22 protein-coding genes and 1 tRNA gene are annotated in these 24,022 nt (G+C 36.0%); 8 read left to right on the plus strand and 15 right to left on the minus strand.

Annotated features, from left to right (window positions below):
• Nucleotides 1–97: 97 nt before the first annotated feature.
• Nucleotides 98–445, minus strand: coding sequence for a DUF6249 domain-containing protein (locus ACODST_RS18455; RefSeq protein ID WP_488933568.1), 348 nt, complete (start codon nucleotides 443–445; stop codon nucleotides 98–100).
• A gap of 290 nt (nucleotides 446–735) precedes the next feature.
• On the opposite strand from ACODST_RS18455, the gene ACODST_RS18460 reads away from it, so the two are divergent.
• The 7 genes from ACODST_RS18460 to ACODST_RS18490 all read left to right on the plus strand — a co-directional run bounded on the left by ACODST_RS18460 (nucleotide 736) and on the right by ACODST_RS18490 (nucleotide 6,622).
• Nucleotides 736–1,356 (plus strand): RNA polymerase sigma factor, encoded by a 621-nt coding sequence (locus ACODST_RS18460; RefSeq protein WP_488933569.1) that lies wholly within the window; start codon nucleotides 736–738, stop codon nucleotides 1,354–1,356.
• 33 nt (nucleotides 1,357–1,389) lie between these two features.
• Nucleotides 1,390–1,794 (plus strand): hypothetical protein, encoded by a 405-nt coding sequence (locus ACODST_RS18465; RefSeq protein WP_488933570.1) that lies wholly within the window; start codon nucleotides 1,390–1,392, stop codon nucleotides 1,792–1,794.
• Between the two features lie 8 nt (nucleotides 1,795–1,802).
• Nucleotides 1,803–2,720, plus strand: coding sequence for an alpha/beta hydrolase family protein (locus ACODST_RS18470; RefSeq protein WP_488933571.1), 918 nt, complete (start codon nucleotides 1,803–1,805; stop codon nucleotides 2,718–2,720).
• A 221-nt stretch (nucleotides 2,721–2,941) separates the two neighbouring features.
• Nucleotides 2,942–3,196, plus strand: a complete 255-nt coding sequence (locus tag ACODST_RS18475; protein ID WP_488933572.1) for a hypothetical protein — start codon at nucleotides 2,942–2,944, stop codon at nucleotides 3,194–3,196.
• Nucleotides 3,154–3,495 (plus strand): type II toxin-antitoxin system RelE/ParE family toxin, encoded by a 342-nt coding sequence (locus ACODST_RS18480; protein ID WP_488933573.1) that lies wholly within the window; start codon nucleotides 3,154–3,156, stop codon nucleotides 3,493–3,495. The genes ACODST_RS18475 and ACODST_RS18480 overlap by 43 nt, the downstream gene beginning before the upstream one ends.
• Nucleotides 3,496–3,717: 222 nt before the next feature.
• On the plus strand, nucleotides 3,718–4,641 hold the full coding sequence (locus ACODST_RS18485; protein WP_488933574.1) for a PfkB family carbohydrate kinase: 924 nt from the start codon (nucleotides 3,718–3,720) through the stop codon (nucleotides 4,639–4,641).
• An 82-nt stretch (nucleotides 4,642–4,723) separates the two neighbouring features.
• On the plus strand, nucleotides 4,724–6,622 hold the full coding sequence (locus ACODST_RS18490; protein ID WP_488933575.1) for an amidophosphoribosyltransferase: 1,899 nt from the start codon (nucleotides 4,724–4,726) through the stop codon (nucleotides 6,620–6,622).
• Between the two features lie 663 nt (nucleotides 6,623–7,285).
• Here ACODST_RS18490 and ACODST_RS18495 read toward each other — a convergent pair.
• The 4 genes from ACODST_RS18495 to ACODST_RS18510 all read right to left on the minus strand — a co-directional run bounded on the left by ACODST_RS18495 (nucleotide 7,286) and on the right by ACODST_RS18510 (nucleotide 10,858).
• Entirely contained in the window at nucleotides 7,286–7,897 is a 612-nt protein-coding gene (locus tag ACODST_RS18495) for a superoxide dismutase (RefSeq protein ID WP_035646435.1), read from the minus strand.
• A gap of 139 nt (nucleotides 7,898–8,036) precedes the next feature.
• Entirely contained in the window at nucleotides 8,037–8,666 is a 630-nt protein-coding gene (gene pth / locus ACODST_RS18500) for an aminoacyl-tRNA hydrolase (protein WP_488933576.1), read from the minus strand.
• 516 nt (nucleotides 8,667–9,182) lie between these two features.
• Nucleotides 9,183–9,794, minus strand: coding sequence for a 50S ribosomal protein L25/general stress protein Ctc (locus tag ACODST_RS18505; protein ID WP_026727205.1), 612 nt, complete (start codon nucleotides 9,792–9,794; stop codon nucleotides 9,183–9,185).
• Between the two features lie 122 nt (nucleotides 9,795–9,916).
• Nucleotides 9,917–10,858: a ribose-phosphate pyrophosphokinase gene (locus ACODST_RS18510; RefSeq protein ID WP_488933577.1), complete on the minus strand. Its 942-nt coding sequence runs from the start codon at nucleotides 10,856–10,858 to the stop codon at nucleotides 9,917–9,919.
• Nucleotides 10,859–11,141: 283 nt separating this feature from the next.
• Between ACODST_RS18510 and ACODST_RS18515 the strand changes: the two genes are divergently transcribed.
• Nucleotides 11,142–11,221: transfer RNA gene (locus ACODST_RS18515), tRNA-Leu, on the plus strand.
• A 398-nt stretch (nucleotides 11,222–11,619) separates the two neighbouring features.
• Here ACODST_RS18515 and ACODST_RS18520 read toward each other — a convergent pair.
• The 10 genes from ACODST_RS18520 to ACODST_RS18565 form a co-directional block, all read right to left on the minus strand.
• Nucleotides 11,620–12,015: a hypothetical protein gene (locus tag ACODST_RS18520; protein WP_488933578.1), complete on the minus strand. Its 396-nt coding sequence runs from the start codon at nucleotides 12,013–12,015 to the stop codon at nucleotides 11,620–11,622.
• Nucleotides 12,016–12,113: 98 nt separating this feature from the next.
• Nucleotides 12,114–12,581, minus strand: a complete 468-nt coding sequence (locus tag ACODST_RS18525) for an OsmC family protein (RefSeq protein WP_488933579.1) — start codon at nucleotides 12,579–12,581, stop codon at nucleotides 12,114–12,116.
• A 16-nt stretch (nucleotides 12,582–12,597) separates the two neighbouring features.
• Complete coding sequence (locus tag ACODST_RS18530; RefSeq protein ID WP_488933580.1) at nucleotides 12,598–13,107, minus strand: hypothetical protein; 510 nt, start codon at nucleotides 13,105–13,107, stop codon at nucleotides 12,598–12,600.
• Nucleotides 13,108–13,253: 146 nt separating this feature from the next.
• Entirely contained in the window at nucleotides 13,254–14,438 is a 1,185-nt protein-coding gene (locus ACODST_RS18535; RefSeq protein ID WP_488933581.1) for an aldose epimerase family protein, read from the minus strand.
• A gap of 139 nt (nucleotides 14,439–14,577) precedes the next feature.
• Nucleotides 14,578–16,086 (minus strand): L-arabinose isomerase, encoded by a 1,509-nt coding sequence (gene araA, locus ACODST_RS18540; protein WP_488933582.1) that lies wholly within the window; start codon nucleotides 16,084–16,086, stop codon nucleotides 14,578–14,580.
• Between the two features lie 124 nt (nucleotides 16,087–16,210).
• Nucleotides 16,211–16,912 (minus strand): L-ribulose-5-phosphate 4-epimerase, encoded by a 702-nt coding sequence (locus ACODST_RS18545; RefSeq protein ID WP_488933583.1) that lies wholly within the window; start codon nucleotides 16,910–16,912, stop codon nucleotides 16,211–16,213.
• Complete coding sequence (locus ACODST_RS18550; RefSeq protein ID WP_488933584.1) at nucleotides 16,896–18,587, minus strand: ribulokinase; 1,692 nt, start codon at nucleotides 18,585–18,587, stop codon at nucleotides 16,896–16,898. The genes ACODST_RS18545 and ACODST_RS18550 overlap by 17 nt, the downstream gene beginning before the upstream one ends.
• A 167-nt stretch (nucleotides 18,588–18,754) precedes the next feature.
• Nucleotides 18,755–20,740: an alpha-L-arabinofuranosidase C-terminal domain-containing protein gene (locus ACODST_RS18555; protein WP_488933585.1), complete on the minus strand. Its 1,986-nt coding sequence runs from the start codon at nucleotides 20,738–20,740 to the stop codon at nucleotides 18,755–18,757.
• 222 nt (nucleotides 20,741–20,962) lie between these two features.
• Complete coding sequence (locus tag ACODST_RS18560) at nucleotides 20,963–22,945, minus strand: glycoside hydrolase family 127 protein (protein ID WP_488933586.1); 1,983 nt, start codon at nucleotides 22,943–22,945, stop codon at nucleotides 20,963–20,965.
• A gap of 6 nt (nucleotides 22,946–22,951) precedes the next feature.
• Nucleotides 22,952–23,932 (minus strand): arabinan endo-1,5-alpha-L-arabinosidase, encoded by a 981-nt coding sequence (locus tag ACODST_RS18565; protein WP_488933587.1) that lies wholly within the window; start codon nucleotides 23,930–23,932, stop codon nucleotides 22,952–22,954.
• Nucleotides 23,933–24,022 lie beyond the last annotated feature (90 nt).

Genomic DNA, 24,022 nt, shown 5'->3' on the forward strand with positions numbered 1-24,022 from the left:
CTCATTATTATCAAATTTAATTATAAATTCGTCTAAACTTTTGGGTGCAGTCTATATGAATGATGCGTTTTTTGTACTAACTTAAACTCTTACTTAATTACTCTTTATCTAAATCTTTTGCCGTTTTAAATCCGGTCAAAAGTCCGATTCCTGCCATTATGAAAATAATTGAAGGATAAACCGCCCCGTCATTTAGAGAAGTGTAAGTCGTAATTAATAGCGCAAGAAAAATTCCAACACCGCTTCCTATTAATAAGAAAGCCAGATTTACTACAAAGATTTTCCAGGCCGGAACTCCGTTTCCTTTTCCCTGAATAAAAATACTGGCATCTACACCTTTTTCGATAAGAGCCAGACGCTCTCTGTTTCTCGTTGAATAAACTAAATAAACGATCCCGAAGATCATTAAGAAAAAGCTGATTGGAATTAAAATTTTGTCGTCCATGATATTTAACGTTTTTAATTGATTGATATACCCCATATGACGAGAGGTTTTTAAATCAGGTTACAAGTTTTTACAAAAAAAATTCAATTTTTATCCCGAAGCTTCGGGACCAAATTCCAAAACTAACTGATTATCAACTAATTTTAGCATTACAAAACTTTGAAAAAACTATACTATTATATATGTATAGTTCAAATTCCAATTTAAATAGGAATTTGGGGATTTATTTTTTTGGAATTTATTTTTCAAATTCTTGTAACCTAAAACAACAAACTGTCGTCCTATACAACATGAGCAAAATAAATGACCAGCATTATATCGATAAAGTTCTTCAGGGCGAGACGCATTCATTTGCCGTTCTGGTAGATCGTTATAAGGATATGGTTTTTACTCTGGCTCTTAAAATGGTAAAAAACCGAGAGGAAGCCGAAGAAGTTGCTCAGGACACGTTTATTAAGATTTACAATTCGCTGAATAAATTTAAAGGTGATTCCAAATTTTCGACCTGGATTTACAAAATTGCTTACAATACGTGTCTGGACCGCTTGAAGAAAAGCAAAAAAGACGATTTGAATATTTCCATAGATGATTTCTCATCGCATTTGATTAAAACAATGGACAATGCTTTGAGTGCCCTGGAAGATCAGGAACGAAAGCTGACCATTCAGAAATGCTTAAACTTATTGCCTGGTGATGAAAATTTCCTTCTGACTTTATTTTATTTTGAGGATCAGAATTTAGAAGAAATTGGAAAAATCATGAATATCTCGGCCAATAATGCCAAAGTAAAATTGTTTAGGAGCCGACAGAAATTAGCCGTAATTTTGAGACAGCAGTTAGAACCGGAAATAATAGAATGTTATGAAATCGGCAAGATTCCAAAACAAAAACAAAATGAAGAGTGCCGATAACCTATTCCGATAAAAAACAAATAGTATCTTCATATGAAAGAGAGCGATAAAAATATAGAACAACTTATTGAAAAAATGATGGCTGATGACAAACTACAGTCACCATCATTGGATTTTACTTCTAAAATAATGGCTGAAGTTCAGGTTTTAGAAGAGAAAAAACTCAAAGCTTACAAACCTTTAATTTCTAAACCTATCTGGATTTCGATGGGCTTGGCTGTGGCGGCATTAGTGATTTATGTTTCTCTATTCTCCGTTTCTGAAACTGATTTCAAAATTGATGAAGTTGGAAAATTGTACTCTGACAGAATGTTAACCGCATTTTCAGGAATTCATTTATCTAAAAATATCCTGTACGCCATCTTAATTGTTCCTTTTATGATTTTAGTTCAGGTTGGTGTTTTGAAAAATTATTTTGATAAAAAGTATCAATTATAGATCTAAAAATGAAACATACAACTGTAATTTTTAAACATTCCCTAATGGTCAAAAAAACATACACCTGTTTTATCTTGATGATGATGTTGTTTGTTACTAATAACGTATCAGCAATTTCATCAAACTTTACTACTAAGGAAATCAAATTTGACAGTGAGGGCGTTTCTCTTGCCGGAACTCTTTTTATACCTAATAAAACAGAAGCTGCCGTTGTGATTGTTCACGGATCCGGACAAGAAAAAAGAATGACAGACTTTGCTGCTACCCTGGCCAGCAATGGAATTGCCGTTTTAACATATGATAAACGCGGAGTAGGAACATCAGCTGGCGTGTATGCCGGGCCTGAGGTAGGAACGAACAATGTTGATTGCTCCAATTTAACTCTTTTGTCTTTAGACGCAAGTGCTGCCGTAAATACCTTATCTAAATCTTTATCCAACAATAAAATACCAATAGGTTTAATAGGCGGCAGTCAGGCCGGATGGATCATTCCGTTAGCAGCAGAAAAAAATAAAAAAGTTAAATTTATGACCATATTTAGCGGAGCTCTTATAACGGTTAAAGAACAATTGAGATTTCAATTTTACACTAATGGAAATCAAAATTTTTGGGATACACACTCCGAAGAAGAAGCAAGAAAACATGTATTCAATGATCCGGATAAATATGAGTTTGTGGATACAAATCCTAACGATGCGCTTTCTAAATTATCGATTCCGGGATTCTGGATTTTTGGAGGCAGAGACATACAAGTTCCTGTAAAATTATCAATCGAATATCTTGATGCATTAAAATCTAAAGGAAAACACTATAATTATAAGTTATTTCCAGCTTTGGGACATAATACCGCTTTTTCAAATTCTGAAGAACCTATGATGGATGCGATAAACTGGATTAAAAATATAGACAGACTAAACAATCATTGATAAAAAATATCCACTTACTGTTCTTGATCTTTTAAAAAAGGAGAAAGAAAACCATTTTGTATACCTTTTTTAATTGTTCTATCACGATCTTTGTTCAAGTTGAAATTTTGAAAAATTATTTTGACAAGAAGTATCAGTTCTAAGATTGTTAAAAAAACTCATATTGCTCTTGATGAACTTATTTATTGTATTTTTGTAAGGTTCATTAAATTACAAATACAATGATACACAAAACCATTACTCCTAAGGATAAAATTGTCAATCTTTCTTTTGAGATTCCAAAACATTATGTTGGAAAATCATTGAAAGTTTCGATTGATTTTGAAAATGAAGTTGATCAAATAAAAAGTGATTTATCCAAAGAAGACTTTGTAAAGTGGATCGAGAATGCTGAAAAATCCCAAACAATGTCCTTAGAAAAGTTTAATGAGAAATGGGAAGAAAAAAAGCTGAAGATCCAAAACAATATACGTTAGATATTTCTGAAAATTACTTTCAAACCTTAGAAAACATTGTTGATTATATTGCTTTCGAAAAACATCAACCTTTAAATGCAATTAAAGTTGGTAACGGAATAAACAAAACAATGAGTAAAATCATTGAAAATCCTTTAATTTATTCCGAGTGCGAAAATCTTCCAACAAAATCTAAAATTTACAGAGAAGCAACCTACAAAACTTGGCTAATTATATTTAAAGTTAGAAACTATCACGTTACAATTCTTGGAGTTTTAAGCGGAAAAAGAAAATCTTCTTCTTTTAAAAAACTCAGATAGAAGAATCACCTGTAAATTATTCGCAATTATTTTCAAAAACCTTGCATTTTAATTCCGGAAAAACTATTTTAAGCTTTCCTGAAAAATCATTTTTAACCCATTCATTTACAGGATTTTTACTTCGAAATCGTTCCCTTTTTTTTAAGAAAATTTTGAGAACCTAAACCGTTGCAAGATTGTAACTTATAAAGTATCTTTGCACCCTAATTCGAAATTCATAAAATGAATAAACTATTGATTGTTGGAACGGTTGCTTTCGACGCAATTGAAACTCCTTTCGGAAAAACAGATAAAATATTAGGTGGTGCTGCAACCTACATTGGATTATCAGCGTCATTCTTCAACCTGCAATCGGCCATTGTTTCTGTAGTTGGCGACGATTTCCCTCAAGAACATTTAGATCTTTTAACTTCAAAGAATATTGATATCTCCGGTATCGAAATTGTAAAAGGAGGAAAGACTTTTTTCTGGAGCGGTTTATACCACAACGATTTAAATTCCAGAGACACTCTTGTAACGGAGCTGAACGTTTTAGCTGATTTTCAGCCAAAAGTTCCTCAAAACTACAAAGATGCCGATGTTGTGATGTTAGGAAACTTACACCCATTAGTACAAAGCAGTGTTTTAGACCAGATGGAGAAAAAACCAAAATTAGTGGTTTTAGATACCATGAACTTCTGGATGGACTGCGCTCTTCCGGAATTACTGGACGTTATTAAACGTGTAGATGTTATTACCATTAATGACGAAGAAGCAAGACAACTTTCAGGTGAATATTCATTAGTAAAAGCAGCAGCTAAAATCCAGGAAATGGGACCTAAATACGTGGTGATCAAAAAAGGAGAACACGGTGCGCTTTTATTCCATAACAGAGAAGTATTCTTTGCTCCTGCCTTGCCATTAGAAGAAGTTTTCGATCCAACAGGAGCCGGAGACACTTTTGCCGGCGGTTTCTCAGGATTCATTGCACAAAGCGAGAATGTTTCGTTTAGTAATATGAAAAATGCTATCATTTATGGTTCAAATCTGGCTTCGTTCTGCGTAGAGAAATTCGGAACCCAGAGGATGGAAACTTTAAGCAAAGCCGAAGTAGCGATTCGATTACAGCAGTTTAAGTCGTTAACTCAGTTTGACATAGAAATATAATGCCCAAAAGCCTCGATAAAACGGGGCTTTTTTATTACGTTAATACACACAACTTACAACAACACAAAAAAATAAAAAAACAATGAGCGACGCTTTAAAACACGAATGTGGTATAGCCTTAGTCAGACTACTTAAACCGCTTGAATATTATAAAGAAAAATACGGAACTGCTTTTTACGGAATACAAAAAATGTATCTGATGATGGAAAAGCAGCACAACCGTGGTCAGGATGGTGCCGGATTTGCCAGCATTAAACTGGATGTCGATCCGGGACAACGTTACATCAGCAGGGTGCGTTCTAATCATTCGCAGCCTATACAGGACGTTTTTAAACAAATCAATGAGCGAATCAGTGAGGAGTTAAAAGAAAATCCGGGATTAGGCGATGACATGAAAGAGCTGAAAGCAAACATTCCATATGTTGGTGAATTGTTTTTAGGACACGTTCGTTACGGTACTTTTGGAAAAAACAGCATCGAAAGTGTACACCCTTTTTTACGTCAAAGTAACTGGATGCACCGTAACCTGATTTTGGCCGGAAACTTTAATATGACCAATGTTAAAGAACTTTTCCAGAATCTGGTAGAACTTGGGCAGCATCCAAAAGAAATGGCTGACACCGTTACCGTAATGGAAAAAATAGGTCATTTTCTTGACAAAGAAGTAATGCAGCTGTATCAGGACTGTAAAGCCGAAGGATATTCTAAAAAAGATGCTTCACCTGTAATTGCCGAGCGTCTGGATATTGCTAAAATATTAGCCAGATCGGCTAAAAATTTAGACGGTGGTTATGCAATGGCCGGTTTATTAGGTCATGGTGATGCTTTTGTATTTAGGGATCCTGCCGGAATTCGTCCCGCTTATTTTTATCAGGATGACGAAGTAGTTGTTGTTGCTTCTGAAAGACCTGTAATCCAGACGGTGTTTAATGTTCCTTTCGAAAGTGTTCAGGAAATCAATCCCGGAAATGCACTGATCATTAAGAAAAACGGAAAAGTTACCATGAATCAAATCCTGGAACCAACCGTTAAAAAAGCTTGCTCTTTTGAAAGAATCTATTTTTCCAGAGGAAGTGATGCTGAGATTTATCAGGAACGCAAGGACTTAGGAAAATTAATTCTGCCTGCTGTACTTAAAGCAATTGACAGCGATACCGATAATACTGTTTTCTCTTATATTCCAAATACAGCTGAAACTTCATTTTATGGTTTAGTAGAAGCTGCACAGGATTTCTTAAACCAAAGAAAAAACAATTATATTCTGGAAAACAGAAATACACTAACAGCTGACACTCTTCAGGAACTTTTAGCAGTTAAAATACGTACCGAGAAAGTGGCTATTAAAGACGCTAAACTCAGAACCTTTATTACAGAAGACAGCAGCCGTGACGATTTAGTAGCTCACGTTTACGATGTTACTTACGGCGTAATCAAACCAGAAGATAACCTGGTTATTATCGACGATAGTATTGTTCGTGGTACTACCTTAAAAATGAGCATCATCAAAATGATGGATCGTTTGAAACCAAAGCGTATTGTAATTGTTTCATCTGCACCGCAGATTCGTTATCCGGATTGTTACGGAATTGATATGGCAAAACTAGAAGGTTTAGTTGCTTTTAGAGCGGCACTTGCCCTGTTAAAAGAAAGAAACCTATACCATATTGTCGATGAAGTATATGCAAAATGTAAAGCACAGGAAAATTTCGCAGATAAAGATGTTGTAAATTATGTAACCGAAATTTACAGCCAGTTTACAGATGGGGAAATTTCAAATAAAATTGCAGAAATGCTAAGCTCTCCGGAAATCAATGCCGAAGTGAAAATTATTTTCCAGACTGTAGAAGACCTTCATAAAGCCTGTCCTAAGAATCTAGGCGACTGGTATTTCACCGGAGACTACCCAACCCCGGGTGGAAATCGTGTTGTAAACCGTGCTTTTATGAATTTTTACGAAGGAAAAGACGCCAGAGCTTATTAAAAAAGTATTAATAAAAGGTTAATTTGTGCATTTCATCGGTTTTTTTTGCCGTTCATCCTGTTTGTTTGGTAAAAATGAAAAGCTACAATACTTTTGAGATACCATAACATTAGTAGGTTAAGTTTATGGTAGATTTGGGGCAAAAAGGGTGGAAGCAATTCCACCTTTTTTATTGGAATAAACTCAACTATTTCGATTCTAAGTCATTAGACATTCACTTCGTCGGATTTTTTTACCTTTCATCCGAAAAATTTTCTTAATAAAAATAGCTTCTCTACATTTATAAAACCATAACATTAGTAGGTTAAATTTATGGTAGATTTGGGGCAAAAAAGGTGGTATAATTCCACCTTTTTTATTTTTACATTCTAATGTTCACTTACCCCAGCCTTTATACTGACTTTAGTCGGATATATTTACTTTTCATCCGGAAAATTTTCAACATACAAACAGCTAGTCTACCTTTACAAAACCATAACATTAGTAGGTAAAGTTTATGGTAGATTTGGGGCAAAAAAGGTGGAAGTGATTCCACCTTTTTTATTTCTTTTTTTTAAGAGGAAAGAAAATAGAATATAGATTACAGAGAAAAATGTTTAGATAAAAAAAAAACGAGTAGCCAAAAGGTACTCGTCTTTTTTCTATATTCTATGCTCTATTTTCTTATTTATCTAAAGCAAATCTTCTAGCCACCTCTGTCCAGTTAATTACACTGAAGAAAGCTTCGATATAATCTGGTCTTCTGTTTTGGTAGTTTAAGTAGTAAGCGTGCTCCCAAACGTCCATTCCTAAGATTGGAGTTCCACCGTTACCAGCAACTTCCGGCATTAACGGATTGTCCTGATTTGGAGTACCTACAACCTCTAATTTTCCTCCTTTTTGAACGGTTAACCAAGCCCATCCTGAACCGAATTGTGTAGCACCTGCTTTAGCAAATTTTGCTTTAAACTCTTCGAAAGTTCCAAAAGAAGCCTCAATAGCTGCTAATAAATCTCCTGTTGGCAATCCTCCTCCGTTTGGAGACATTACAGTCCAGAACAAATTGTGGTTGTAGAAACCTCCACCATTGTTACGAACCGCAGCGTTAGATTTATCTAAGTTAATTAAGATATTTTCGATTGTTTTTCCTTCTAAATCTGTTCCGGCAATAGCTGCGTTAAGATTTGTAGTATAGGCATTGTGATGCTTTGTATGATGGATTTCCATTGTACGTGCATCAATATGTGGTTCTAATGCATCGTATGCATAAGGTAATTGTGGTAATTCAAAAGCCATGATATTCTAATTTTTATGGTTTATAATAATTTATCCCAAATTTAGACATTTAACTTTGGAATTGAAAATACTATTTCGTTATAATTGAATTAAATTCACTGATAATTTACATTTTTACAATATAAATACCTGAAAATCTTTATTTTCCATTAAACGTTGTCATCGTATTTTCTAAACCGGCCGTTCCAAAAGTTCTGATAATTTCTGCCGAAACCTCTAAACGCTCCGTTAATTTTGCCTCTTCTTCGGCATTCCATTCTCCTAAAACATAATCTACCTGCTGCCCTTTTTTGAACTGATCACTGATACCAAATCTATAACGGGTATAGTTTTGCGTATTTAAAACTAAATTGATGTTCTTAAGTCCGTTGTGACCGCCATCACTCCCTTTGGGCTTGATTCTGACAGTTCCGAATGAGAGATTTAAATCGTCTGTAATGACCAAAATATTCTCTAACGGAATGTTTTCTTTATCCATCCAGTATTTTACGGCTTTACCACTTAAATTCATGTAAGTGTTGGGTTTTAAAAGAAAAAAGGTTCTTCCTTTAAATTTATATTCAGCCAAAGCACCCAATTTTACGGTTTCAAATGAAAGCCCTTCTTTTTTAGCTAAAAAGTCCAATACTTTAAATCCGATATTATGTCTGGTATTTACATACTCAGCTCCTATATTTCCTAATCCGACGATTAAATATTTCTTCATATTGTCTTCTGTGTTCTCTTCTTTTGGTGTTGATGAAAACAGTTTTGTTATCCATTTTATCATGTTGGCAAAAGTAAGATTAATTAAAGAATGTGGCAATTGGATAATTAGATAATTTGAAAATGTGCCAATTAGATAATTGTTTGCCGCTTGTTATTTAACCGCAAAGTTCGCAAAGGTTTTACGCTAAGAACGCTAAGAAATAGTTTCTATCGAGATACACAAAGAACACAAAGAGACGCCTCTCGCAGATTTGACGGATTTGGCAGATTTTTTCTCAGCAACTTAGAATCTTATAAAAAAGTTTTTTTTCTTGTTAGCCCTGACAGAAGCGGCATCCTTTTTATCCGCTTTCTAGCGGATGAAAAGATATAGCAGATGGCAGGAACATCACGTTTTTTGAAAACAGAATATTTCTGCTCCTAAAAACTTATAATTTGATAACTAGAAGATTTGACAACTAGATAATTAGATAATCGCTTAAAAAAATTTAGTGTCTCAGAACCTCAGCATCTCAGAACCTCAAAAAAAAAAGCCCCAATCTTTCGATTGAGGCTTTTTGTATTGAGTGAAAAAAAATTATTTTTTCTTTCCTTTTGCAGGAGCTTTTGCAGCTTTTGCAGCCTCCTGAGCAGCTTTCATAGCAGCACGAGAGATTCTTACCTGACAAACAACAGTGTTGTCCGGGTGCATAATTTTGTACTCTGGTTTACCCACTTTAGTAACGTATAATTTGTTACCCATTTCAAGTGGAGTGATGTCAGCCTCAACGAAATCAGGAAGATTTGCTGGTAAAGCTTTCACTTTTAATTTACGTTGGTTCAAACGTAAAACACCTCCCGCAAGAACACCTTTAGAGGTACCAACGATTTTCACAGGAACTTCCATTGTGATTTCTTTATCATCAAATAATTGGAAGAAGTCAATGTGTAAAATTTTGTCAGTTACAGGGTGAACCTGGATATCCTGCAAAATTGCATTGAATGATTTTCCTTTTCCAAGCTCAATCACAACTGTGTGTGCGTTTGGAGTGTAAACCAAGTTTTTGAACGCTGCAGCGTCTGCTGAGAAGTGTACTGCCTGATTTCCTCCGTATAACACGCAAGGAACCGCTCCAGCATTACGTAAGGCTTTAGTTGACACTTTGCCCACGCTTTCTCTTTCTGATCCTTTAATTGTAATCGATTTCATTGTAAAAAAATATAGTTATTAATAAAAAATATTCTGTTTTGCTGTAAGCTTTAAGCACCAGGCTTTAGGCTTTTTTTTTAATTTCTAAGAGCTTACGGCTTATTGCCTAAAGCTTATAGCTTTTACATTATAAATTTTCCACTAATGGAATTGTTGTGGTGTACCATGTGCATAACTTCTGCAAAAAGAGGTGCACAACTCACTACTCTAATTTTGTCTGAATGTTTCTTTAACGGAATAGAATCAGTTACAATTAACTCTGTTAGTTTTGAATTTTCAATTTTCTCATACGCACCACCAGATAATATAGCGTGTGTACAAATTGCTCTTACACTCAGTGCTCCTTTATCGATCATTAGGTCTGCCGCTTTCGCTAAAGTCCCTCCTGTATCGATCATGTCGTCTACTAAAATTACGTTACGTCCTTTTACTTCACCAATCAGTTCCATCGTATCGATAACGTTTGCCGCTTTTCTTTGTTTGTAACAGATTACTACATCTGATTCTAAAAACTTAGAATAAGCATACGCTCTTTTTGACCCTCCCATATCCGGAGATGCAATGGTTAAATTTTCTAAATTTAAACTCTGCACGTAAGGCAAAAAGATGGTAGATGCAAATAAATGATCTACTGGTTTTTCAAAGAATCCCTGAATCTGGTCTGCATGCAGATCCATTGTCATGATTCTTGTTGCTCCGGCTGCAGTTAATAAGTTAGCTACTAACTTAGCTCCAATCGGCACTCTTGGCTTGTCTTTTCTATCCTGTCTTGCCCAGCCAAAATAAGGCATAACAGCTGTAATATGTCTTGCTGATGCGCGTTTTGCCGCATCAATCATTAACAACAATTCCATCAGATTATCTGCACTTGGAAAAGTCGAACATACGATAAATACTCGTAAACCTCTGATTGATTCTTCGTAAGACGGCTGAAATTCTCCATCACTATACGTTGACATCGTTACTTTTCCTAACGGAATCCCGTAGTCTTTTGCAATTTTTTCTGCAAGATAAACACTTTGTGAACAAGCAAAAATTTTAGCTTCTGGTTCTAGGTGCGACATTATAATGTGTTGTTTTATTCCGCTGCATTTATCAATTAAGCCAGGATTTTATGCCTTATCTTAAAGAGGTATCTGCCTCGGATGTAGTTAGTTGTGTGTGCTTCGTTTTAACGAGCTGCAAATTTATAAAATTTATCGAACACTGAAAGGAAAAATTTAAGTATTTTTAGTAGTTGGTTTAATTTTATTTTTTACATTTGCACCGTGTTAAAGGGATGAGCACATTATTATGTTCATTCTATTGCGTTAAAATAATTGTTTTGATTATTTTTTCGTCTGCTAGGCCCGGATGGCGGAATTGGTAGACGCGCTGGTCTCAAACACCTGTGGGAAACCGTGCCGGTTCGACTCCGGCTCCGGGTACAAAAAACCTCTTCTTAACGGAAGAGGTTTTTTTATTACACAAAGTTTTTACATTCTAAATCAATCCTTTGGTTTATGAATATTAGGTTTTAATTTAGGATGTTTGGGCTGATTTGGAGGTGTGACCCTTTTTCTTTTATCTGGCGTTCCATCTGGTGTTTTAGGTTTTGGACCTGGTTTAATTGCCTAGATTTGTTCCATAATAAATGTTTTAAGTTAATAATCCGAACTTACCTCTATAAGTTCATTGTAATCAAAAAGCAAATAACCGCGAAAAAACTTTTTTCCTATTATGAAAATCCATAAACTAACTATAAAATTCATTTTAAAAACAACGAAATAATAAGTCAAGTTTATTATCTCTCATATCTAAAAAACTTTAGATCATTAAGAGACAATTATTTATGACTATTTCTTTTAATTTTTAAAGCATTATATCTTTTTAAAATCAAATCATAATTTTTATTAATATTAATTAATGGCATAGTTTTTCTGTTTCTAATTTCATCATAATCTGAATATTCTGGATTATATTTTAGAAGTTCTTCTACTTTATGTTCTCTTTCTTGAAGCATTTCACGATTAACTTTTACCCCAACAATTATACTATTCAAAGAATCAACTGATAAGCTATTTATCTTTGATTCATCTAAAACATTTATTAAACTGTCATAATCTCTATTTATTTTTTCAAAAATATCTAAATCATTCAATGCAATTGACACATTAGAAGGCAGTTCTTTTTTTGTGCATGAGACAAAAACAATAAATAGTAGTAGCAATGTTTTTTTCATTTTCTTCATCAATTTTTACAACTCAAATCTACTCTTTTAAATTTTACTTATTTACGATTATCCATAATGGAGATAATTACTATAAATCAATTATATATCTAAACATCACAACTCGCCTCATGCAATACAGGAAAATTGCAGGAATTGGCAATAAAACACAATTGATTGGCTTTAAAATGCAGCTCTAAAGCCAATTCTTTTTGGGCTGAGTTTACAATTGTAACTTTTGGATGTAATTTAACCTCAACAAAACGCCCGCTGCCATCTGGATTTACTTCTAAAGTTGCTTCGGCGTTGTCTGAATATTCCAGAACTTCTATACCATTTTGGGAACAGACATATAAATACGACATCATATGACAGGAAACCAAACTGCTTAACAATAAATCTTCGGGATTGTATAATAACGGATCTCCTTTAAAAGCTTTTGCTGCTGAAATGTCTAAAACCGGTTTTCCTTCAATTTTAATTTGATGGGTTTTGCTGTAAAGTTTCTGAGATGATTCTGCTGAATTTTGCTTTAAAGTCCAGTTTAATTGGGCTTTGAATAGATGTTTGAACGCCATTTTATTCCTTAATAATTTAAATCGATTTATTTGGTATAATTTTCTTTGGCAGCCATTTATCGCCATTCTTTGTTAAAATATATTTGATTTTAAAGTTTTCGAATACCACTTTATCAAAAATGCTTTCTTCACAATATTGACCGTCAAGTAGTAATGGTTTTTGGAAACGAGCTTCTTTATCACATTCATATTCATTTTTCATATGCAATGACTCTGCTTTAAAAATCATCTTATCCTCATTTTTTTCCAAATCAAGACTTATAGTTTCACCTTTGAAATCATATGAATAACCTATAAAATGTCCGCATTCCTGATGAATCATTAAACCAATATTCCTAAGGGTTACGAATTCATCATAATAACTTATTATTTTTAATGTATCAATTTCATGTTTCTGATTTTCCATAATAAAATCACCTTTAACATGAGCCGAATCAAAAACAGTTTTTGATATTCGTTCAACATCGCAAGGTCCTTTTCTGCATGAAATTAAGCCTGTTAAAAGAAGTAAAATATAATATCTCATCAAAAAATTGATATTGAGTCTGCCATAATTTTGTATTAAAATCTAATTCCTTCTCAAATGTAAAAGAAAAAAGCAAACAAAAAACCTCGAAAGCTTATCACTTTCGAGGTTTCTTAGAGAACTAAACTAATAAACAAATTCTAAAACTATTTCTTTACTGAGAATTTAAAGGTAGTTTTAGTTTTGTATTTTTCTCCCGGGTTTAAAACCGTTGTTGGGAAGTTTTTCTGGTTTGGAGAATCCGGATAATGTTCTGTTTCTAAACAAAGTCCGGTTCTGTGTGCAAATGTTCCGCCATTTGGCATTGGTAAAGTTCCGTCAAGGAAATTTCCTGAATAAAACTGGATTCCAGGCTCATCTGTTGTCATTTCCATCACTCTTCCGCTTGCGGCATGATATACTTTTGCAATAATGGTTTTTCCTTTCTCAGGATTGGTCAGTACCCAGCAGTGATCGTATCCTTTTCCTCTTTCTAACTGCTCATTTTTAGCATTGATCTCTTTTCCGATTAATTTTGGCGTTCTAAAATCAAAAGGGGTATTGGCAACATCGTCCAATTTTCCTGTTGGGATTAACGTTGCATCAACCGGAACTAATTTATCTGCATTTAAAGTCAATTCGTGATCTAAGATTGTTTTGGTAAAATCTCCTGATAAATTGAAATAGGAATGCTGTGTTAAATTTACAACTGTCTTTTTATCTGTCTCTGCTTCATACAAAACCTCTAACTGATTATCATTTGTTAAAGTATAGGTTACGAAAACTTTCAGGTTTCCAGGGTATCCTTCTTCCATATCTTTACTTAAATACGATAATTTTAAAGAAGCTGTTTCGCCAGATTTAACCTCATCTGCTTTCCAAACCACATTAAAATAACCCTGCGGACCGCCGTGTAAAGCATTTGGCGCATTGTTTATTGCCAGCTGATAGTCTTTTCCGTCTAACGTAAATTTCCCTTTAGCAATTCGGTTTCCGTATCTTCCGATTAAAGCTCCAAAAAACGGATTTTCTTTTTCGTATTGTGCTAAAGAGCTGAATCCAATTACCACATTTTCTGAAACACCTTCTTTATTCGGCACTTTCAAATCTGTAATTCTTCCTCCAAAAGTGATGATATCTACTTCCATCCCGTTTTGGTTTTTCAGTTTGTAACTGTCCACTTTTTCTCCTTTTGCAGTGGTTCCGTAATCCGATTTTTCAATTGTTACAGCCACTTTTTCAGCTGAAGAAACTGTGTTGTTATCCATTTTTTTATCGTTTTTGCATTGAATTGAAATGAAAGCCAGACTAAACAGGCCGATTCCAAAAAAACAACGTTTTAATACATTCATAAATGATAATTTTTGGTTTGTAAAAAGTTAAATGTTAGATGTAAAATGTCAGACGTGAAATTTAATCAATTTAAAAATGTAAAAATCACCTTTTAAAGTTTTTTCACATTTTATATCTTACAAATTACATTTTACTGCCTTACAGGCCGTGCTGAAACAAATGATAATAAGCTTCGTTGGCATTAATCTTATCTTTAAAGTCTCTTATGGTCGTTTTTTCATCAATAACCAATAATTCGATTCCGGCGATATCAGCAAAATCTTCCATATATTCTGTTGTAAGCGACTGACTGTAAACTGTATGGTGTGCTCCTCCCGCCAAAATCCAGGCTGTTGCTGCAACTTCTAAATTTGGTTTACAATCCCATAAAACTCTGGCTACTGGTAATTTTGGTAATTCAGCCATTGGCTTAACCGCTTCGACTTCGTTTACAATTAAACGGAAACGGGTTCCCATATCCACCAAAGAAACATTGATTGCATCTCCGGCAGGGGAATTGAATACCAAACGAGCCGGGTCTTCTTTCCCGCCAATTCCTAAAGGATGCACTTCACAGGAAGGTTTTCCGTCTGCAATAGATGGACAGATTTCCAACATGTGCGATCCTAAAACATACGATTTTTGAGGTGTAAAATGGTAGGTATAATCTTCCATGAAAGAAGTTCCGCCTTCCAGGCCAATATTCATCACTTTTAAAGCTCTAACCATTGCCGCTGTTTTCCAGTCTCCTTCGCCGCCAAAACCATAACCATCGGCCATTAATCTTTGTGTGGCAATTCCTGGTAATTGTTTCCAGACACCAAGGTTTTCAAATGTATCCGTGAAAGCACCGAAACCTCCCTCTTCAAGGAAAGCTCTTAATCCTAATTCGATTTTAGCTGCTTCGACTAAGGAACTTCTTTGTGAGCCGCCTTCTTTTAAAGAATCTGTTAAATTGTATGATTGCTCGTAAACGGCTAATAAATCGTTTAATTCTTTTTCTGTTACTTTTTCAATATGTTTGGTAACATCTGAAGAATCGTATCCGTTTACAGACATTCCAAAACGAATTTGTGCCTCAACTTTATCGCCTTCTGTTACGGCAACTTCACGCATATTGTCTCCAATACGGGCTACTTTCAGGTTTTGAAGTTCATCCCATCCTAAAACAACTCTTGACCAGATGCCTAATTTTTTCTGAACTCTTTGGTCTTCCCAATGCCCAACAACTACTTTACGTTTTTTACGCAATCTGGACATAATGAAACCAAATTCACGGTCTCCGTGAGCTGACTGATTCAGGTTCATGAAATCCATATCAATAGATCCCCATGGAATTTCGGCATTGTATTGTGTATGTAAATGACACAATGGTTTTTTAAGGATATTTAATCCGCCAATCCACATTTTTGCTGGTGAGAAAGTATGCATCCAGGCAATAATTCCGATACAGTTTTTCTCAGAATTCGCAGCTAAACACACATCTAAAATCTGTGAAGGTGATTTCACTACATCTTTATAAACCACTTTTACTGGTATTGAAGATGATGCGTCTAATCCTTTTGCAATAATCTGTGAATGTTCCGCTACTTTTCTAAGTGTTTCTTCACCGTATAATTCCTGGCTTCCTACTACAAACCAGATTTCTTTTTGAGATATATCTACCATTTTATTTAATCGTTTATTTGTTTAATCGTCAAATCGCTTTTCCTTGTCTAAAAGTTCACGACTCACGAAAATCTTTTCTCTATATTCTATTTTCTTTAATCTAAAATCTACACTCTAAAATCAATTACTGTCCGTAATACGAATCTTTTCCGTGTTTACGATTGTAATGTTTCTTTATTAAGGAGTCTTTTAATCTTGGCGCATTAGGATTAATTTGTAAAGTCAGATAGGCCATTTCGGCTACTACTTCCAAAACTTTACTGTTGTAAACTGCTTTTGCTGCATTTTTCCCCCACGCAAATGGCCCGTGATTTCCAATCAGGATCATTTCTACTTCTTCATAAGAAAGATTTTTTTCTTTGAAACAGTCCAAAATCTGAATTCCGGTATTGTGTTCATAGTTTCCTTCGATTAAAGAATCGGCCATCGGTGGCGCACACGGAATGTCTGCCGTTAAATGATCGGCATGCGTGGTTCCGAAAATCGGAATGTCAAGCTGTGACTGTGCCCATGCTACTGAATAGGTGGCGTGTGTATGTGCTACTCCGCCAATATTTGGCCAGTGTTTGTATAAATAAGCATGCGTTTTGGTATCAGATGACGGACGCATAGTTCCTTCTATAATGTTGTTATCAAAATCGACAATAACAATATCTTCCGGTTTTAAATCTTCGTAAGGAACACCGCTTGGTTTAATGGCAAAAACACCATTTTTCCTGTCCACGGCACTTACATTTCCAAAAGTGTATACCACAAGATTTAATGCATTTAACTGCATGTTGGCTTCGTAACACTCTTGTTTTAAATCTTTATAAAGAGAGCTCATGCTGCGATATTTTAAGGTTTGGATCTGCAAAAGCGCTTAACTGTTCATAAGCTAAAAGCAGTTTATGATAAGCGGCTACTTTGTCTAACTGAGGGAAATATTCTCCGTCGAAATCGCTTCCGATTTTTTGGCTTGCTTCGATTACATTTGGATAAATTCCTGCTGCAACGGCTGCGTAAATTGCTGCACCTAAGGCCGGAGTCTGATCTGAAGCGGCAATTTTAATCGGCTTGTTTAATACGTTAGCCAATGTCTGCATGATAAAAGGCGATTTACGGGCAACACCGCCAATTCCGATTACGCTGTCAATTTTTACACCTTCTTCTTCAAAACGGTCTACAATTTTCTTGGCTCCAAAACAGATAGCGTTTACTAAAGCTTTGAAAATATGAGGCGCTTTGGTTCCTAAAGAAAGGTTGGAAATTGCACTTTTTAATTCCTGATTAGCATCCGGAGTTCTTCTTCCGTTGATCCAGTCTAAAGCAATTGGAAGGCTTTCTGAAACCGGAATTTTCTCTGCTTCTTTTGTTAATTCGACAATTAATTTATCACTGAATTCTTCTCTTAACTGCTCTTTCTGAGCATCATTTAAAAGTGAAGAAGATCCTAATAAATGTTCGGTCGGCCACATCAATAATTCTTTGTACCAGGCTAATAAATCACCAAATGCTGATTGTCCTGCTTCAAGTCCGATAAAGCCCGGAATTACTGATCCGTCAACCTGCCCGCAGATGCCGCGAACGGTTTTGGTACCCACTTCATCATAAGAACCAACAAGAATATCACAAGTTGAAGTTCCCATAACACGTACTAAAGTATTTTCCTCAATTTTAGCTCCCACTGCTCCTGAGTGTGCATCGAAAGTTCCTACTGCAATAATGGTTTCTGTTGAAAGTCCTAAACGGTCTGCCCATTCTTTACTTAGTTTTCCGGCAGCTAAATCAGACGTATAGGTTTCATCATATAAATTCCCCCGAAGCTGCGCTAAGTAAGGATGTAATTTTTCTAAAAATTCAACCGGAGGAAGTCCGTTCCAGTCGGTATGCCACATAGCTTTGTGGCCTGCTGCACAACGGCTTCTTTTAAAGGTTTTCAGGTCTTTATCTTCAATTAACAAATACGTCATTAAATCGCAGTGTTCCATCCAGGTATGCGCCGCATTTCGAACCGCTTCATCTTGTCTCGCGATGTGAAGAATTTTTGCCCAGAACCATTCTGACGAATAAATACCGCCTACATATTTGGTAACGTCTTCTCCGCCCCAGCTTACAGCCAGTTCATTAATTTCATTTGCCTCGTTGATTGCAGTATGGTCTTTCCATAATACCATCATCGCATTTGGGTTTTCTTCAAAACCTTTTGTCAAAGCCAGCGGTGTTCCATCCTTTGTAACCGGAACCGGAGAAGATCCGGTTGTGTCAATACAAATTCCTTTTACTAAAGAAGGATCTACTTTACTTTCTTTGATAACCGTCTGGATAGTAATTTCCAAACCTTCAATATGATCTAAAGGATGCTGGCGAAACTGGTTTATCGATGCATCGCAGTACTGTTTGTTTTTCCATCTTTTGTAATGAGATACATTCGATGCCAGCTCCTGCCCATTTTCTGTGTCAATAAGCACCGCCCGAACAGAATCTGTTCCATAGTCCAATCCTATTACGTAATTTTTCATTCGAAATTTATTTTAAATAATGACAAATATAATTATAAATAATTCATAAGTGTATAAAAAACACTTAATAAAATTTAACTCTTGAATTTTTACAAATTATGCATCAAAACAATAGTTTACGGTCAAAACCAGAAATAAATGTCAGTGTTACATTTATTATACTGCGATTATTTCATCTTAATTTTCAAAACCGTAACAGAGTAGGCTGGAAAATCGTATTGAACTTTGTTTCCGGCAACTTTAAAAGAGCTTTCTTTCGGGCTGATTTTAGATGGATTTTCAAAAGAATTTTCATCATTTAAACCTTCTCCTTTTAAAACCACAGCAGTCCCTTTTGAATCTAATTTTGCTCCTTTTACATCTATTGAAACATTTTGAGCCGATGCTGACGTATTTACTATTTTCAGGATTACTTCTTTTGTACCAGCATCTTTTACTGCCGATGCAAACAAATCGTTCTGACCTGTAACGGCCTTTTCTTCTTTGGTAATACTGATTAAATCGGTTCCTTTGTTATTCGAAAACAGTTTCTGAACGTAGTAATTGGGTGTTCCGTACGACTGCAGGTTGTTAAACCAGATCATGTCCGGTGTCCACTGCCAGCCGTCAACATGAGCCAGTAAAGGAGCATAAGATGTTAAGTGAACTACCTCAGCATTACGTTCCATTCCGGTCATAAAAGCAGCTTCAGAGAAGGCACATTCCCAGTTGTTTTTGTTGTCCGGACTTGCAATGGCTACACTTTGAGCCGCATATTCTCCGGCAAAAATCTTTGGTCCTTTTCTGTCATAACTGTCATAACGGGTTGCATTTTTTCTAAACCATTCCGGGTTTTTATAATAATGTTCGTCTACAATTTCTGCATTCAGTTTTTTAAGTTCGGTCATGCCGTATTCAAAGAAATCACCATCAGGAAAAGGTCCCGTTCCGGAAACAATAGTGATGTTTGGGTATTTGGCTTTAATGGCTTTTTCGAACACTTTAAAACGTTCGATATAATCTGGTCCCCACTGCTCATTTCCAACTCCAATGAATTTTAAATTGAATGGTTTTGGATGTCCCATGTCGGCCCTTACTTTTCCCCAGGCGGTTTCTGTTCCGCCGTTTGCGAACTCAATTAAATCTAAAGCATCCTGCACATACGGATCGATCTGATCCATTGGCACTAATTCGCCTGTATTAAACTGACAGGCCATTCCACAGCTTAAAATAGGAAGCGGAGAAGCCCCGATATCTTCTGAAAGCTGGAAATATTCAAAGAATCCCAAACCAAAACTCTGGAAATAATCCGGTGCAGGTCTGTGTCCAAATTCCATATTCCAACGGTTAACCGCTGTTTCTCTGTCTTCTACTTTTCCTACTGATTTTTTCCACTGGTAACGCTCTGCCAGGGTTCTTCCTTCCACAATACAGCCTCCCGGAAAACGTAAAAATCCCGGTTTTAAATCGTATAATAACTGTACTAAATCTTTACGAAGACCATTTTTTCTTCCTGCCCAGGTATCTTCCGGAAATAAGGAAATATTATCTAAATCAATGACACCGTTTCCTTCAAAAGTGATCTTTAATTTGGCTTTGGCTTCGGTTGCTGTTGAAGTTAACTGAGCGGTATAATTCTGCCAGTCTTTTGATGTTGGGGTAACTGTTGTTTCTCCTAAAACTTTGTTGTCTTTGTCTATAAACTGGAATGTAATTTTAGAAACATTTCCGGATACTTTAGCGGCTTTTAAAGACAGGTTGTATTTGAGGTCTTTTTTAATTCCCATTCCTCTGAAACCTTCATTAATAAGCTGATATCCTGAGGCATCATTAAGGGTTACCCTGCAGTAATTGTGATTGGTTCCTTTTTGCGAATACTGGATCACATTGGCGATTCCCGACTGCTGGTTTAGCTTATGACGGTCGCTGTTAGGCTCGTTCCATCCCATCATTGGAAACAGAAACTCGAATGACCTGTTTTTGATCATTTCAGCATACAATCCTCCATCGGCGGCAAAGTTGATGTCTTCAAAAAACACTCCGTACATCGTTGGCTGAATTTTGGTAATGGTTTTGGAAGCATCTACTTCAAGATTGTTTTTTTGTGCCGATGTGTACATGCTGGTCAGCAGTGCTCCGCAAAGGGTAATTTTTGTAATTAAATTGGACTTCATTTTTTATTTATTTAAATGTGTTTTTGGCACGCAGATGATACTGATTCACTATCATGAAACCGTGAATAAAAACGGATTTTTATTTTGTTTATCTTTATTTCATTACGTTAAACCGGATTGATCCCGAAGCCTCGGGACAGCCATGCAATATGAATCGTTCCTTCGGAACTTTTTAACCACGCATTATCTTGTTTCTTGCGTCTATTCTCTATGTTCTATAATCTATTCTCTATAATCCAGCCAGACCTTCATTTTTCCAACTCCGCGATTGGACCATGAATAATACGGAATGGCCCTGAATTTGGAATTTTCGATCACATTTACGCCTTGTAACAAACCGGCCTCTTTTCTCACTTTGAAAGTATCTGAAGCCGAAATATCAATTTTATCAAAATTGGTTTTATTGTCAATTTCTTCAACGGCATACACTAACGGACCATATTCTAAAGAGACTTTGTTTTTGTTGGTTTCTACTTTTGAATTTGTTTCTACTTCCTGAACTTCCATTGGGAAATTAAGCGCGATTTTGTCTCCTTTTTTCCAGTTTCTGTTTACATTGAAATAGCCATTTTCCGGCTGAATCGCCAATGTTTCTCCATTTATACTAATCGTTGGTTTCTGAACAGACGCTTTTTTATAGGTGTACAAATCGCCCGGCAAAACTTCATTTCTTGCCCAGCCCGGAACTCTGAGTTTGATAGTGAACTGGCTTTCCTTTTTCGGATTTACTGAAATGGCTACTTTTCCGTTCCATGGATAAGAAGTCTGCTGTGAAATCTGTAAATCCGTTTTTCCTACTGTAAAAGAGGCATCGTTTGAAGCATATAAATTGACATATAAATCATTCTTTGTTTTCGAATAAATCAGTCCGGGAATTGAAGGAATAAAACGAATTAAATTAGTCGGACAGCAGGAACAGTCAAACCAGGCCTGACGAGTGCAGGAACCTCTGTTTGATTTGTAAACACCATCGGACTCCAGTGCATTTGGATAGAAAAATTGTTTTCCGTCAAGCGAAATACCCGAAATTAATCCGTTGTACATCGTTCTTTCGATCACGTCAAAATATTGTGATTTTCCATATAAACTATGCAGTCTGTGGTTCCAGTACACATCACCGATAGCGGCGCAGGTTTCATTATAAGCAGTCAGATTTGGTAATTCATAATTAACCCCAAAAGCTTCTCCGTCATGTCTGGAGCCTATTCCGCCTGTGATGTACATTTTTTTGTTGACCATATTGTCCCATAGGGCATTTACGGCATTTTCATAGGCTTTGTCTTTGGTTAAAGCCACAATATCGGTCATTCCGGCATACATATACACGGCTCTTACCGCATGTCCTACGGCTTCTTTCTGCTGTGTTACGCGAATATGATCCTGTGCATATTCGCCATATAATTTATGGTTGTCCGGATTGCCGCGGTTGTCCAGATAATATTTGGCCAGTTTTAAATAATCCTGATTTCCGGTAATCTGATATAATTTCAATAATCCGGTTTCGACAATCTGATGCCCCGGAACTCCTTTTACCTGACCCGGATTATCGCCAAAAGTCCTTACAAGCATATCGGCTGCTTTTATGGCAATTTCCAGGAAATTGGTTTTTCCTGTTGCTTCGTAATGCACAATTGCTGCTTCGATCAAATGTCCCGGATTGTACAATTCGTGGCTGATCTGCAGAGATTCCCAACGCTTTCCTTCGATTACAGGAACCCATGGCGCAGGCGGTTTTGCCGGATTGATGGTTCGCCAGGTGGTAATATATCCGTCTTTTTCCTGTCCAATTTTTATAATGGCAATCATCGAATCTAAAACTCTTTCCAGTTTTGGATTTGGAGCACTGATTAAGGTGTTCGAAGCGCCTTCGATGATTTTATATACATCAGTATCATCAAAAGGCATCTGCCCTCTCACTTCTCCGGTTTTTTGCTTTCCGGCAATTAAGAAATTTTCGAAACGGCCCTCTTCATCACATTTCTGTATAGCGTATGCAATCGTAATTTCCTGTACTCTTTTGATAATAGGAAGCCAGAATGAATCGGATAATTTTACATTTTGAATGTTCACAGGTTCTATTTCGTAACCTGCTTTTAAAGCGGATGTTTTAGCCGATTGTACTGCTCCGTTTTTGGTTTCTTTACAGGAAATCAAAACGAGAAAGGTTATCAAAAGGGGCAGTAAGGTACAAGTGTATTTTTTCATTATATTCTATTTTAAAGTGGGCCATAAATTGGCGTCCCACTGTATTTCTTTTACTACTAATCTCGGAACTCCGTTGGATTTTTTTTCATAAGCATGATAAAACAGGTAGTCTTTTCCGTCAAAGGTATAAGCGCTGTTATGTCCTGCTCCAAAATAATCGGCATCGCCCTGAACAACTAAGCTCCCTCCTCCTTCATTTAATGGTTTTCCATCCTTGTCGACATAAGGACCTGTTACGGTTTTAGCTCTTCCTACTACTACTTTATAAGTGCTTTTTTCGCCACGGCAGCATAAATCCCAGGAAAGGAACTGATAATAATAGCCATTCTTTTTAAAAATAAAAGGAGCTTCCAGTGCACCATCTCCGGGATCTGAATCTACCAGTTCAAAGCTTCTTTTTCGTTTGGAAATGGTATGCCATTCCTGGGGTTCTGCTATGGATTTTAAATCAGGATTTAATTTTACCATTTTTAATCCTTCCCAAAAAGAGCCAAAAGCCAGCCAGGGTGTATTGTTTTCATCAATAATTAAATTTGGATCAATGGCATTCCACATATCCCGGTTGGGGTGGGACTGGATCACGATTCCCTGATCGACCCATTTGTAGTTTTTATCTTTAGGGTCTAAGGTGGTATTAATCGCGACTCCGATTGCCGAAGTGTTTTTGGCAAAAGCCGAAACGGAATAATAAAGATAATAAGTATTATTGTGAAATGAAACATCCGGTGCCCAGATATGGTTTTTAAAATCGGCCGCAACACCGTCTGCCCAAACCGGTTTGTCTTTGAAAACCTGTGGTTCTTTGTTCCATTTTTTTAAATCTCTGGAACTGAAAACACTGATTCCGTTACCTGTACAATACAAATAGTATGTGTCTTTTTGTTTGATAACCACCGGATCATGGGCTACAATATCCTGCGCCATGACCACGGAAGCGGTCATCATCAAAAAAACTGAAATTGTATGTTTTATGTTTTTGTAAACCATATACGTTATTTAAGAAATTTAAATCCTATTAGTGCTGTAAGTAAGTTTAAGTCTGACTGCTGAAAACTTTATTGAGCCTTATCAGTACCG

It is taken from the genome of Flavobacterium sp. FG19 (genome assembly GCF_057809475.1).

What these genes read in the sequence shown, in the direction of transcription:
- ACODST_RS18520 (WP_488933578.1), bottom strand. Translation starts at nt 12,015, where the DNA reads ATGAAAAAAACATTGCTACTACTATTTATTGTTTTTGTCTCATGCACA.
- ACODST_RS18460 (WP_488933569.1), top strand. Translation starts at nt 736, where the DNA reads ATGAGCAAAATAAATGACCAGCATTATATCGATAAAGTTCTTCAGGGC.
- ACODST_RS18470 (WP_488933571.1), top strand. Translation starts at nt 1,803, where the DNA reads ATGAAACATACAACTGTAATTTTTAAACATTCCCTAATGGTCAAAAAA.
- ACODST_RS18550 (WP_488933584.1), bottom strand. Translation starts at nt 18,587, where the DNA reads ATGAAAAATTACGTAATAGGATTGGACTATGGAACAGATTCTGTTCGG.
- ACODST_RS18475 (WP_488933572.1), top strand. Translation starts at nt 2,942, where the DNA reads ATGATACACAAAACCATTACTCCTAAGGATAAAATTGTCAATCTTTCT.
- ACODST_RS18485 (WP_488933574.1), top strand. Translation starts at nt 3,718, where the DNA reads ATGAATAAACTATTGATTGTTGGAACGGTTGCTTTCGACGCAATTGAA.
- ACODST_RS18505 (WP_026727205.1), bottom strand. Translation starts at nt 9,794, where the DNA reads ATGAAATCGATTACAATTAAAGGATCAGAAAGAGAAAGCGTGGGCAAA.
- araA (WP_488933582.1), bottom strand. Translation starts at nt 16,086, where the DNA reads ATGGTAGATATATCTCAAAAAGAAATCTGGTTTGTAGTAGGAAGCCAG.
- ACODST_RS18525 (WP_488933579.1), bottom strand. Translation starts at nt 12,581, where the DNA reads ATGGCGTTCAAACATCTATTCAAAGCCCAATTAAACTGGACTTTAAAG.
- ACODST_RS18455 (WP_488933568.1), bottom strand. Translation starts at nt 445, where the DNA reads ATGGACGACAAAATTTTAATTCCAATCAGCTTTTTCTTAATGATCTTC.
- ACODST_RS18490 (WP_488933575.1), top strand. Translation starts at nt 4,724, where the DNA reads ATGAGCGACGCTTTAAAACACGAATGTGGTATAGCCTTAGTCAGACTA.
- ACODST_RS18565 (WP_488933587.1), bottom strand. Translation starts at nt 23,932, where the DNA reads ATGGTTTACAAAAACATAAAACATACAATTTCAGTTTTTTTGATGATG.
- ACODST_RS18545 (WP_488933583.1), bottom strand. Translation starts at nt 16,912, where the DNA reads ATGAGCTCTCTTTATAAAGATTTAAAACAAGAGTGTTACGAAGCCAAC.
- ACODST_RS18465 (WP_488933570.1), top strand. Translation starts at nt 1,390, where the DNA reads ATGAAAGAGAGCGATAAAAATATAGAACAACTTATTGAAAAAATGATG.
- ACODST_RS18480 (WP_488933573.1), top strand. Translation starts at nt 3,154, where the DNA reads ATGGGAAGAAAAAAAGCTGAAGATCCAAAACAATATACGTTAGATATT.
- pth (WP_488933576.1), bottom strand. Translation starts at nt 8,666, where the DNA reads ATGATAAAATGGATAACAAAACTGTTTTCATCAACACCAAAAGAAGAG.
- ACODST_RS18530 (WP_488933580.1), bottom strand. Translation starts at nt 13,107, where the DNA reads ATGAGATATTATATTTTACTTCTTTTAACAGGCTTAATTTCATGCAGA.
- ACODST_RS18560 (WP_488933586.1), bottom strand. Translation starts at nt 22,945, where the DNA reads ATGAAAAAATACACTTGTACCTTACTGCCCCTTTTGATAACCTTTCTC.
- ACODST_RS18555 (WP_488933585.1), bottom strand. Translation starts at nt 20,740, where the DNA reads ATGAAGTCCAATTTAATTACAAAAATTACCCTTTGCGGAGCACTGCTG.
- ACODST_RS18495 (WP_035646435.1), bottom strand. Translation starts at nt 7,897, where the DNA reads ATGGCTTTTGAATTACCACAATTACCTTATGCATACGATGCATTAGAA.
- ACODST_RS18535 (WP_488933581.1), bottom strand. Translation starts at nt 14,438, where the DNA reads ATGAATGTATTAAAACGTTGTTTTTTTGGAATCGGCCTGTTTAGTCTG.
- ACODST_RS18510 (WP_488933577.1), bottom strand. Translation starts at nt 10,858, where the DNA reads ATGTCGCACCTAGAACCAGAAGCTAAAATTTTTGCTTGTTCACAAAGT.